Source organism: Streptomyces sp. NPDC003077 (assembly GCF_040611095.1).
Classification (GTDB): Bacteria; Actinomycetota; Actinomycetes; order Streptomycetales; family Streptomycetaceae; genus Streptomyces.
In genome coordinates this window covers 81,505-93,431 of sequence record NZ_JBEXNM010000029.1, presented here as the reverse complement: position 1 = coordinate 93,431, position 11,927 = coordinate 81,505, and the positions used below count along the sequence as shown (strand labels likewise).

Below are 11,927 nucleotides of genomic sequence, written 5' to 3'. Positions count from 1 at the left end.
TTCTTTGGTACCGGTGAACGCCGGGGGCGTTGTCCTCAATCGCCGGACGGGCTGGAAATGGCGGGCCATCGTCCACTCGTGCAGGCCGGACGGGCTTGAGATGGCGGGCCGCCGCCCATCAGGCAAGCCGAGAGGCGGGGTGGGCCGGGTGGCGGCGCCGTCAGGTCGCGGCGAGGTCGCCGTAGCTCGGCCCCGTACCCGGGCGGCGGCCCGACACGGGTAGGGTGTCGCCGGTCGCCGCCCCGGCCACCGCACCCGCCAACCGGTCGCCCCGAAGGAGTCCGAGCCCCATGACACGCAGGTCGCCGTTCCGGGTAGCCGTGACGCTGACCGCCGCGAGCGCGGCGCTGCTGACGCTGAGCGGGTGCGTGACGGTGCACGGCGAGCGGGAGATGCTGCCGGCGGTGTCCAAGGACGAGGCCGGGACCGTCCTGAAGGGGTTCGTCAGCGGTTTCAACAAGTCCAACAGCAAGCTCGACCCCACGCTGAACCCCGGGTACGAGGGTGACTCGCTGCTGGCCATCGACCAGGCCGTCACCAAGGCCGCGCGCGCGATCAGCCCGGGGGGCAACCCGAAGTTCCCGCCGCTGGTGCTCACGGACCCCAACTTCACCATCCCCCGGCAGGCGGGCTGGCCGCGGGTGTTCGTCGCGGACGCGGCCAGCAACCGCAACAACGGCCGGTGGTTCCTGGCCTTCTCCCGCGAGAGCGCCCAGGCCAAGTGGAAGGCCGTCTACCTCTCCACGCTCTCCGACGCCGAGATACCCCAGTTCACGACCGACAAGGACGGCTACGCGGAACTCATCCGCCCGGAGGCCGAGAACACCGGCCTGAAGGTCGATCCGGGCGCACTCGGCAAGACGTACGCGACGTACCTGAAGACCGGCCGGACCGACGCGGGCCAGGTCTTCGCCTCCGGCCCGCACACCGACGGCTGGCGCGCCAACCGCGCGAGGGTTGCCTTCCAGCCCGGCGCGCGGCTCCAGTGGGAGGACCAGGCGTCGGACTACCCGCCGGTCGCGCTGCGCACCACCGACGGCGGTGCGCTGGTCTTCTTCTCGACCTACTACCACCAGCAGAAGACCTTCACCAAGGGCTCGAAGGTCCGCCTGCCCAAGGAGATGAAGGGCATTCTGGACGGCCCCGAGAAGCCGACCGACAAGATGACCTTCACGACGCTGACGGAGCAGGCGGTGCAGGTGCCCGCCAAGGACTCCGCCGACCGGATCACCTTCCTCCACCGCCTGGAAGCCAAGACGTCGGCCAAGACGCTGTAGGGGTGGGCTCCCCGGGCGGGGGCTCAGCGAAGACGAAGAAGACGGCGGACTACCGGCGAGGGGCTCAGCGCCCGATCGGCCAGGCGGCCGACTCGTGGTCGGGGCGGTGGTCGGCGTACTCCGCGCAGGCGTCGGTGAGCGCTTCCAGCAGGGACAGCGGGTCGGGGAGCGCGCGCTCGGGGCCGCGCAGCCAGGACACCGCGGGCTGGTCGCCCGGCAGCCGCGAGGGCGGGACGAGGACGTAGCTGCCCCGGCAGTGCCAGCGCAGGCCCGGGTGCTCGTCCATGGTCTCGGGGTGGCAGTCCAGCTCGCAGGGCCACCACTCGTCCTCGTCGTCCGGGGTGCCGCGGGTGGCGGTGAAGAAGAGCATGCGCCCGTCGCCGAATCCGGCGCCGCTCAGCGCGACCGGTCCGACCTCGACGCCGGTGGACTCAAGGCGCCCAAGAGCACTGCGACCGGCCTCGACGGGGACGTCCAGGACGTCGTGGGCGATGCCGGTCGCGGTGATGAAGTTGGCTTGGGGATGGTTGCGGGCCCAGCCCAGGACTTTCTCCCGGTCGGTGCTGGCGATCGTCTGCCAGCCGAAGGAGATCGGATGCCGCCCGGGCGTGGGACAGCCGACGCGCTCGCAGGAACAGCCGTAGCCGGAGGGGTGGGCGGCCGGGGCCAGGGGGAAGCCCGCGTCGGCGACCGCCAGCAGCAGGTCCTCACGGTCACGCGCGGCGACCGCTCCCGTGTCCGTATCGCCACTGCCCGAACCGCTCTTCGGCCGGCGAAGCCACTGGGAGAACCTGCCCTTGCGTTCCATCTATCCCCTCACTTCGAGCGGTGGTCTGGGATCAATGCTGCCACCATCCTCCCCCTGGGGTGACCGGTGTCCGGATCCGGGGTGAACGAAGGCCCATCGTACCGGGGTGATTAGGAGGGATATAGGCCCCTCTGGCGCGACAATTCCCACTCGCGTCCGAGGGGCCGGGAGGCCGGAGGGGTCGGAGGGGTTGGTCGAAGGGCCGGGGTGGCCGAGGGTCCGGGGGAAGGAGTCACCGGCTGGTGTTCTCCTGGCGGCTTCGCCGTCAGGCGTTCGCGGCGGTTTCGCCGTCGTTCGCCGTCATTCGCCTTCAGGCGTCCTCGGCACCCTCGTCCCGAGCGTCCTCGGGACCCCAAGCGTCGCCCCACTCGGCGTCCCGTGCCGCACGGTAATCGGTGCCGCGCCGCTTGGTGACCGTTTCCCGCCGCAATCCGTCCCCCGCACACAGGTCCAGCAGCACCTGGCCCTTGCGCAGTTGGGGCTTGCGGACGATGCGGGCGGGGGCCGGGAGGGGGGCCGCGGTTTCCAGGGCGTCGGCTTCCGTAACGTCGGCTTCCGGCGCCACGGCCTGCGGCCGGACCGCCGCGACGTAGCTGAACTTCTCGTCCTCGTAAGCGAGCGAACCGCCCTTCACCTGGCGGTGCAGCGAGGAGCGGCTCACCCGGGCCGCGAAGTGGCACCAGTCGCCGCCCGGCTTGCCGGGGGCCGCGCCCTCCACCTGGAGGATGGGGCACTCGCCGCTGTGCGGGCACGGCGCGACGACGCGCAGCCCGGCGGCCACGAGCTGTTCCCGGGCCCGGCGGATCCGCCGGTAGCCGTCCGGGGTGCCGGGCTCGATGAGGACGACGGCGCGGGCGTCCGCCGCCGCCCGCACGACGGCGTCCCGGGCCTCTTCGCGCAGCTCGCCCAGTACGTAGGAGACGGTGACGAGGTCGGTGTCCTCGGGCACGGTCATGCCCGCGCCGATGACCGCGCGGCGCCATTCGGTGCCGGTCACCCGGCCGGCCGCCAGCTCGCGGCCCAGTTCGAGCGCGGGTTCGGCCCAGTCGAGCACGGTGGTACCGCGTTCGGGCCAGACCGTCGCCGCCGCCCAGGTCGCGGCACCCGTACCGCCGCCGATGTCCACGTGGGAGGCGGGGGACCAGTCCGGCAGCCGCGCGGCGAAGGCCGTCAGGGCGGCGTGCACGGCCTCGAAGGTCGCGGGCATCCGGTAGGCGGCGTACGCGACGACGTCGGCCCGGTCGCGGAGCACCGGGGCGTCCGTGGGGGTGCGGCCCCGGTAGTTCTCGATCAGCCGGTCGACGGCCCGCGCCGCCTGCGTGGGCGGCAGGCCGTCGAGCAGACCCGCCAGGGCGGCGCGCAGTTCCTCGTGCATTTGGTCGATTTTACGGGGACGGGGCGCCCCACTCGTTTATCTGGAGCGGGCGGCCTTTCCGGAGCAGACCGCCTTTCCGGAGCGGGCGGCCTCTCCGGAGCAGACCGCCGTTCCGGAGCGGGCCCGCCACTCCCGCACTGGTTGAGCCAGAGCGTGCCCGTCGCTCCCCCCACCGGTTTTGCCAGAGCAGGCCCGTCCTCCCCCACCGATTTCACCGGAGCAGGCCCGTCACTCCCCCGCCCCGCCCGCTTCCCCGCGTACCGCCCGCGCCAGCCGGGTGGCCGCCGCCGCGCGGGGCGCGCTGCCGCCGTCCCGCCGCCGGGGGTGCACCGTGTTGGCGAGCAGTACCAGGAACGTGTCCGTGGCCCGGTCCACCACCAGGCTCGTCCCGGTGAACCCGGTGTGCCCCGCCGCTCCGCGTCCCGCCAGCGCGCCCATGAAGTACGGCTGGTCGACGACGAACCCCAGGCCCGGCGGGTCCAGCAGCGCCGCCACCGACGCGGGCCGCAGGATGCGGGCCGTCCCGTAGGCGCCCCCGTTGAGCAGTGTCCGGCACAGCACCGCCAGGTCCTGCGCCGTCGAGAACAGCCCCGCGTGCCCGGCGACGCCGCCCAGCGCCCAGGCGTTCTCGTCGTGCACCTCGCCGCGCAGCAGCCCCCGGTCCGCCTTGGCCCAGGGCCGCCGCTGGTCCTCCGTCGCCGCCACGCCCGCCGGGGACAGCGGCCCGTACGAGGTCCCCGCCAGGGCGAGCGGCCCGGTGATCCCGTCCCGGACGAGGACGTCGAGCCGTCGCCCGGTGAGGTCTTCCAGGACGAGTTGCAGGGCGATGAGATTGAGGTCCGAGTAGCGGTACGGGCCGCCCGGCGGGGTGGACGGGGCCGCCGCCTCCGCCCACAGCAGCGCGAGCCGCGCCGCCCGCCCCTCGCGTTGGCGGGAGTAAAAGGGCAGCTCGGCGCGGAGGCCGGAGGTATGCGTCAGCAGCCGGCGCACCGTGATCCCGGGGGCGAACGCGGGCAGCCAGCGGGCGACCTCCGCGTCCAGGTCCAGCGCGCCCCGCTCGACCTGCTGGACGGCCGCGATGGCGGTGAACAGCTTGGTCAGCGAGGCGAGGTCGAAGACCGTGCCGACCCGGACCGGCTCGCAGAGGTCCCGGGGCAGCGGGACGCCGCGCCCGGTCTCCGGGTCGTACGCGCCGTACCGCACCGCCCAGCCCGCCGCCTCCTCGACGGCGACGACCGGGCCCCGCCCGGCGACCACCACCGCCCCCGCGCACCACGGGCTCCGCCCCTCGGGCAGACCGCGCACACCCCGGGCGAGCCGGGCGGTCCACGCCGGGTCGAGGCCGGCCTCCTCCGGGGTACCGCGCCGCAGGACACTCGCCGACGAGGAGCCGGAGGCCGTTCCCGGTCCCGGTCCCGGCGCGGTATCGGAGCCTGGCGCGCGGTCGGAGCCCGGCGCGCGGCCGGGGCTCGGCGCGCCCTCGCGGCCGGGCGCGCCCTCCGGCGCCGATGCGCCCTCGGCTCTCGGCCCGCCCTCGGCTCTCGGCGCGCCCTCAGAACCGGATGTGCTCTCGAATCTCGGTGCGTTCTCGGGTCTCGGTGTTCTCAGAGTTCGGTCGCCTCCCCGGTGGTGCCCGTGCTCGTCACCTCCCTACGCTGCCACGGACGGCACATCCCCAGGAAGCACGCCAGTGCGAGCACGCCGCAGGAGAGCTGCACGACGGCCATCGGGACCGCCGTCTCCTCTCCCGCGATGCCGACCAGCGGCGAGGCGATCGACCCCATCAGGAACGTCGAGGTCCCCAGGAGCGCGGAGGCGGACCCGGCCGCGTGCGGCGTCCGCAGCAGCGCCTGGGTGTTCGTGCTGGGCATGACCAGGCCCATCGACGACATCAGGACGAACAGCCCGACCGCCATCGGTGCCAGCCCCACGTCCCCGAACACTCCCGAGGCCATCAGCAGCAGTCCCACCCCGGCCACGGTGATCAGCACGACCCCGATCCCGAGCACCCGGTCCAGGCTGACCCGGCCCACCAGCAGCTTGCCGTTGATCTGGCCCACGATGACCAGGCCGACCGAGTTGACGCCGAAGAGCAGGCTGAAGGTCTGCGGGGACGCGCCGTAGATCTCCTGGATCACGAAGGGGGAGGCGGAGATGTACGCGAAGAGGGCGGCGAAACCGAAGGCGCCGACGAGCAGGTAGCCGGAGAAGGCGCGGTCGGCGAGCAGGTCGCGCATGGTGCGCAGGGTCTGGCCGAGGCCGCCGTCGTGCCGCCGCTCGGGCGGCAGCGTCTCGTGCAGGGTCCGCCAGACGAGCAGGGTCAGCAGCACGCCCACGACGGTCAGGACGACGAAGACCCCGCGCCAGTCGGTGATCCGCAGCACCTGGCCGCCGATCAGCGGCGCGACGACGGGGGCGACGCCGGAGATCAGCATCAGGGTGGAGAAGAACCGGGCCATCGCCACGCCGTCGTACAGGTCGCGGACCACCGCCCGCGCGATGACGATCCCGGCCGCGCCCGCCAGCCCCTGGAGCAGGCGGAAGGCGATGAGTGTGGCGGCATCGGTGGCGACGGCACACAGCGCGGTGGCCACGATGTAGACGATCATGCCGACGAGCAGCGGGCGGCGGCGCCCCCATTTGTCGCTCATCGGCCCGACGATCATCTGGCCCAGGGCCATGCCCGCCAGGCAGGTCGTCAGGGTGAGCTGGACGGTGGCGGCCGGGCTGTGCAGGGAACTGGTGACCGCCGGCAGCGCCGGCAGGTACATGTCCATGGAGAGCGGGGGCAGGGCGGTGAGCCCGCCGAGCACGAAGGTGACGAGCAAGCTGGTGCGGCGGGCCGCGACGGGTCTGTCCGCCGTCTCCCGCCCGGGTATCAGGGGGGCGGTTTCCTCCGCGTCGGCCGCGCGGGGGCGGGGGTCTGTCATGAGCGTCTCCATGGTTCAGTGATGGCTGCACCATGTTGTCACGCACACGGCAGGCGCCCGCCAAGATTCGGTCTGGCTTTGGGCCGGTACGCATCGGGTCTTGGGCGGGGCGGCCGACCGCGTTTTCCAGCCCGTCCGGCACCTGTCAGCGATCGGCTCGGGTTCCGGCAATCTTGCGGGGCGTGGGCGGTCGGTTGGTGAATTCGGGTGCCGGTGAACGCCGGGAGCGTTGTCCTCAATCGCCGGACGGGCTTGATATGCCCCCGGCCGACTCCCGGACGACCCCCGCCGACCGCCCACCGCCCCGCCCCGCTCAGGCCGCCTGAAGCCCCGGGTTCCCCGCCTCGGAGACGAAGGACGCCGCCGTCGTCACGGGCGCGCCCGGCGTCGTCACCGCCGACACCGTCCGGTAATCGGCCCGCGCCTTCTCGTCGTCCAGCGTCACCGTCACGTAACCCCGCCGCCCGTTGTAGAACTTCAGGTGCGGATTGGCCGCCATGTACGTCTCCCAGTTCGCCGGCCGATCCGCGCCGTCCTTGCCGCTGGCGATCGAGGTCGTGACGAACTCGACGCCCGCCGTCCGCGAGTCCCGGTCCGCGAAGTCCCGCTTGATGTCGAAGGCGTAGTGCACGTGCACGTCACCGGTGAGGACGACGAGGTTCTCCACCCCGGCCGACTCCGCGCCGGCCAGCACCCGCTCGCGCGAGGCCGCGTAGCCGTCCCAGGCGTCCATGCTCAGCTTGTAGGCGGAACCGGTGGCGTTGCGCCGCTCGGAGAAGGTGACCTGCTGCGGGACCACGTTCCACAGGGCCGACGAGCGCCGCCAGCCGTCGATCAGCCAGCGTTCCTGCGTCGCGCCGGTCAGCGTGCGCGCGGGGTCCAGGGACTCGGGACCCGGCGCGTGCCAGCCGTCGCCGTACGCCTGGTCCGAGCGGTACTGGCGGGTGTCGAGGATGTCGAACTGGGCGAGCTGCCCGTACTGGAGGCGGCGGTAGAGCCGCAGGTCGGCGCCGTTCGGGCGCTGCGGGCGGCGCAGCGGCTGGTTCTCCCAGTACGCGCGGTAGGCCGCGGCCCGGCGCACCAGGAACTCGGCGGGCGGCAGGTTGTCCTCGCTGATGTCGCTCGCGTAGTTGTTCTCCACCTCATGGTCGTCCCAGGTGACGACGAAGGGGTGGGCGGCGTGCGCGGCCTGGAGGTCCGGGTCGGACTTGTACAGGGCGTAGCGCAGCCGGTAGTCCTCCAGCGTGGCCACCTCGCGGTTGAAGTGGGAGGGGAGCACGCGGTCGGTGTACTTGCGGGCGCCGCCGGCGGGGTTCACGGCGTACTCGTAGAGGTAGTCGCCGAGGTGGAAGACCACGTCGACGTCCTCTTCGGACAGGTGCCGGTGCGCGGTGAAGTACCCGTCGTGGTACGCCTGGCAGGACACCGCGGCGAGCTTGAGGTCGTTGAGGTGGGCCCCGCGCGCGGGCGCGGTACGGGTCCGGCCGACCGGGCTGATCCACTTGCCGGCGCGGAAGCGGTAGTAGTACACGCGGTCCGGGGCCAGGCCGGTGGCCTCGATGTGGACGGTGTGGTTGAACTCGGGATGCGCCTCGGCCCGCCCGCGCCCCGCCAGCCGCCGGAACCGCTCGTCGTAGGCGATCTCCCAGCGCACGTCCACCCGGGCCTGCGGCATCCCGTTGCCGGGCTCGTACGGCTTGGGCGCGAGCCGGGTCCACAGGACGACGGAGCCCGGGAGCGGATCGCCGGAGGCGACGCCGAGGGTGAAGGGGTCCTCTGCCAGCTTCCTGGCGTCGACCTCGGCCGCCTGGGCGGCGCCGGCGAACGGGAGGTTCGTGGCGAAGGCCAGCGCGGCGGCGGCCCCGGTGACGGTGAGGAAGCGCCGGCGCGCCAGGTGCGCGGCGGCGGCGCGGAGCTCCCGGTCCTGCTGCGGTGCGTACGAGCCGTACTCGGTCATTGCCCCTCCACTGACGTCTGATGTCGGTGGTGATTACAGGGACGTGTGACGGCGGTGCGCTGACCCGTGTACGACGCACACATGACAAGTGGATGATGACTGCCACCGCAACGGACCCGGTGGGACATTCACGGCACGGACGCGGGGCGTCACGGTGCGTCACCGGGTCCGGTCCTGGCCATGACCCGGCCCTGTCCCCGGCCCGTTCATCCGTCCGTTCTTCTGGGTGCGCCGCTCCGGCCCGTCCGTCCGGGATCGCCGCCCCTCCCGGCTTCGCCGCCGCGTCCCGCCCCGCTTCACCTGCGCGGCGTTCGGCGGCTCACCGCCTCCGTAGGATTCGGGGCATGGCGGAACTGATAGCGCGCGACGGCACATGGGTCTTCGACGGGGACGTGGTACGGATCACCCCGGGCCGGGAGCGCAAGGTACACCGGCTGCGGCAGGACCTCGGCGAGATCGCCGTACCGCTGGCCGCGCTGGCCGGGATCGCGTTCGAGCCGGGGCGGCGCGGCGGACGGTTGCGGTTGCGACTGCGCGACGGCGCGGACCCCCTGCTGCACGCCACCGGGGGACAGTTGCCGGACGACGCGAATCCGTACCAGGTCGTCGTGGAGCCGGAGCGGTCCGGCGTCGCCGAGTTCTTCGTCGACGAGGTGCGCCAGGCGATGATGATCGAGCAGGTGCCGGACGGACCCGTCGACCGCTATCTGTTGCCCGGCCCGCCGGTGCCCCTGTCGGCCGGTGGTGTGGACGGCGTGGCCACGTTCGACGGCGAGCGGGTCCACATCGAATGGCGCTGGAACACCAACGAGAGCAAGAAGAACGCCGGCGCCCGCGACTTCGCCCTCGCCGACCTGGAGGGCGTGGAGTGGCGGGCCGCCTCCGGCCTGGAGTCCGGCTACCTGCGCTTCAAGCCCAGGGGCATCACCGCGCACCTCAAGCCGGAGCACGACCCGAACTGCCTGGAGCTGTGGGGCTTCAAGAAGGAGAGCGGCACCACGGCCCTCCTGGCCGCGGCCGTCGTGGCCCGCCTGCCGCACCCGATCGGCGGCCGGGCACCGGGGGCGGCGCAGACCGGCGGCGCGGCGACCGGGACGGCCGTCGCGCCGGGACCGCTGGTCAAGGAGCTCGGTGGTGCGGGGACGGCGTCCGGGCAGGGCGGTCCCGGCATCCCCGGTGACACCGCCGCGTACGGCGGGACCGGCACGGCGGACGCCACCGGCGGCGCCCCGGAACCAGCCGCCGAGGACCACGACGCCCTGCTGCGCCGCCTGCGCGAACTCGGCGAACTGCACCGCGACGGCATCCTCACCGCGGAGGAGTTCGCACTCGCGAAGTCGGCCGTGCTGAAGCGGTTCCACGCGGGCGGGGCGGGATAGGGGCCCGCCGAGCACGCGGGTGGGCGGGATAGGGGACCACCGAGCACGCGGGCGGGGCGGGATGGGGCCCCACCGAGCGCGCGGGGCGGGAGCCGCTGAGGGACCTCGGGAACGGCGGCCCGGCTCACGGCGCCCGGCTCGCGTGCCCCGTCCGCATCCCGCCGATTCCCCGGCGGCCATGCCCCCGGCGCCCGCGCCCGCCGCGCCCCTTACCCTGCCGCCATGCCAAACAACACCACGTCACCCTCGGCCGCCCCGGACCACGCCGCCGCGGCCGATCCGGCGCGCGCCGCCACCGTCGCCGTGGTCACCGGCGCCGGGTCCGGCATCGGACGCGCGGTCGCGCTGGAGCTGGCCGCCGCCGGGTGGTCGGTCGCGCTGGCGGGCCGCCGCGCGGAGGCGCTGCGGGAGACCGCGGAGCTGGCACCCGACGGCGCGGACCTGCTGACCGTACCGACCGACGTCACCCGCCCCGAGGAGGTCGACGCCCTGTTCGCGGCCGTGCGCGACCGCTTCGGGCGGCTCGGCCTGCTCTTCAACAACGCGGGTGCCTTCGGCCCGCCCGGCCCGCTCGAAGACCTCTCGTACGACGCCTGGCGCTCGGTCGTGGACGTCAACCTCAACGGCGCCTTCCTCTGCGCCCAGGCCGCCTTCCGGCTGATGAAGGAGCAGGAGCCGCGCGGGGGCCGCATCATCAACAACGGTTCGATCTCCGCCCACGTCCCCCGGCCGCACTCCGTCGCGTACACCGCGACCAAGCACGCCATCACCGGCCTGACCAAGTCCCTGTCCCTGGACGGCCGTCCGTACGACATCGCCTGCGGCCAGATCGACATCGGCAACGCGGCCACGGAGATGACCGGCCGGATGCGGACCGGCATCCTCCAGGCGAACGGTCAGACGGCGGTGGAGCCGGTGATGGACGCCGCCGACGTGGCCCGGACGGTCCTCCACATGGCCCAACTGCCGCTGGCGGCGAACGTGCAGTTCGCGACGGTGATGGCGACGACGATGCCGTACATCGGGCGGGGGTGAGGGGGCGGGGACGGGGACAGGGGCGGGGGCAGGGACGACGAACGCTGTTTCCTGTTCCTGCTCCTCGTTCCCTGTTCCCCGTTCTCGTCCCCGCCCCGGCTCCCGTCCCCGCCCGCCCCTGCTCGTCCCTGCTCCCGTCCCCCTACGCGTCCGCCAGATCCCGCACCAATGAGGTGGCGACCGGGACCGGTACGTCGTGGCGCGCGGCGGCCCGTAGCAACGCGCCGCCGATCGCGTCGAGTTCCAAAGGACGGCCGGCCTCGGCGTCCCGTTGCATGGACGATTTGGTGGCGGCGGGGAAGGTCTCGTACAGCCGCAGCACGGAAGCGGGGTCGACCGGTGCGCCGCAGGCGCGGCCGACCGCGGCGGTCTCGTCGAGCAGCGCCCGCAGTTCCGCGCCCCGCTCGGTCCGTACGCCGCCCACGGTGAGCCCGTACCGCGTCGTGAGCAGGGCCAGCGGTGCCAGCAGTGCCAGCTTGGCCCACAGCGCCGTGATCTCGTCCGCGCGCACTTGGGTACGGATTCCGGCCGCCGTGAGCAGGTCGGCCAGTTCGTCCAGCCGCTTCCGTTCGACCGTGGCGCCGGTCAGTTCCACGTCGGCGAACGGGCTGCCGTGCTCGATGACGCCCGGCGCGACCCGGGTCGACTCGACACGGATCACGCCGGGCGCCACCAGGTCGGGGCGGTAGTGCCGACGCAGCGCGGCCGGGTGCTCGATGCCGTTGAGCAGGGGGACCACCAGGCCGTCACCGAGGGCGGCGGGCGGCACCCGTTCCAGCGCGGAAGCGAGTGCCGTCTGCTTGACGGCGATCAGGCACGCGTCGACCGGTTCGCGGAGTTCGGTGTCCGCATCGACCCGCGCCGTGAACTCCCCGAACGTGGCGCTGCGCACCCGTACCCCGTCCTGCCGCAGCGCCTCCACGGTGCGCTCGCCCGCGAGGCAGATCACCCGGTGCCCGGCGCGGGCCAGCAACGCGGCCAGCAGGCCCCCGACACCGCCCGGGCCGAGCACCGCGATCGTTCCCGGGCGCTCGGCCCGGTCGTTCCCGCCTTCCACAGCGTCCCCTTTCGCGCTTTCGCGCTCTCTCGGAAGCGTCTTTCTCGAAGTGTCTTTTCCGACGCGCCTTTTCCGAAGTGTCCTTTCCGAAATGTCTTTCCCCCGAGCG

At 73.4% G+C, this 11,927-nt stretch carries 9 protein-coding genes; 3 read left to right on the top strand and 6 right to left on the bottom strand.

Annotated elements, in window-relative coordinates:
* Positions 1-290 precede the first annotated feature (290 nt).
* Positions 291-1,277: a hypothetical protein gene (locus ABZX96_RS20555; protein ID WP_355546367.1), complete on the top strand. Its 987-nt coding sequence runs from the start codon at positions 291-293 to the stop codon at positions 1,275-1,277.
* Positions 1,278-1,341: 64 nt separating this feature from the next.
* Here the strand turns inward: ABZX96_RS20555 and ABZX96_RS20550 are convergent, their stop codons facing one another.
* From ABZX96_RS20550 to ABZX96_RS20530, 5 genes are all read right to left on the bottom strand, one after another.
* Positions 1,342-2,085: a bifunctional DNA primase/polymerase gene (locus tag ABZX96_RS20550; RefSeq protein WP_355546365.1), complete on the bottom strand. Its 744-nt coding sequence runs from the start codon at positions 2,083-2,085 to the stop codon at positions 1,342-1,344.
* A 310-nt stretch (positions 2,086-2,395) separates the two neighbouring features.
* The gene (locus ABZX96_RS20545; protein WP_355546363.1) at positions 2,396-3,460 is read right to left on the bottom strand and encodes a small ribosomal subunit Rsm22 family protein; all 1,065 of its coding nucleotides are present in this window, start codon (positions 3,458-3,460) and stop codon (positions 2,396-2,398) included.
* A 228-nt stretch (positions 3,461-3,688) separates the two neighbouring features.
* On the bottom strand, positions 3,689-4,765 hold the full coding sequence (locus tag ABZX96_RS20540) for a serine hydrolase domain-containing protein (protein ID WP_355546361.1): 1,077 nt from the start codon (positions 4,763-4,765) through the stop codon (positions 3,689-3,691).
* Positions 4,766-5,064: 299 nt separating this feature from the next.
* Complete coding sequence (locus ABZX96_RS20535; protein ID WP_355546359.1) at positions 5,065-6,390, bottom strand: Bcr/CflA family multidrug efflux MFS transporter; 1,326 nt, start codon at positions 6,388-6,390, stop codon at positions 5,065-5,067.
* 313 nt (positions 6,391-6,703) lie between these two features.
* Positions 6,704-8,347, bottom strand: a complete 1,644-nt coding sequence (locus ABZX96_RS20530; protein WP_355546357.1) for an alkaline phosphatase D family protein — start codon at positions 8,345-8,347, stop codon at positions 6,704-6,706.
* A gap of 344 nt (positions 8,348-8,691) precedes the next feature.
* Here ABZX96_RS20530 and ABZX96_RS20525 point away from each other — a divergent pair, with 344 nt between their 5' ends.
* The gene (locus tag ABZX96_RS20525) at positions 8,692-9,726 is read left to right on the top strand and encodes a DUF4429 domain-containing protein (RefSeq protein ID WP_355546355.1); all 1,035 of its coding nucleotides are present in this window, start codon (positions 8,692-8,694) and stop codon (positions 9,724-9,726) included.
* A gap of 222 nt (positions 9,727-9,948) precedes the next feature.
* Complete coding sequence (locus tag ABZX96_RS20520; RefSeq protein WP_355546353.1) at positions 9,949-10,761, top strand: SDR family oxidoreductase; 813 nt, start codon at positions 9,949-9,951, stop codon at positions 10,759-10,761.
* Positions 10,762-10,903: 142 nt separating this feature from the next.
* Here the strand turns inward: ABZX96_RS20520 and ABZX96_RS20515 are convergent, their stop codons facing one another.
* Positions 10,904-11,818: a 2-dehydropantoate 2-reductase gene (locus ABZX96_RS20515; protein ID WP_355546351.1), complete on the bottom strand. Its 915-nt coding sequence runs from the start codon at positions 11,816-11,818 to the stop codon at positions 10,904-10,906.
* Positions 11,819-11,927: the final 109 nt, after the last annotated feature.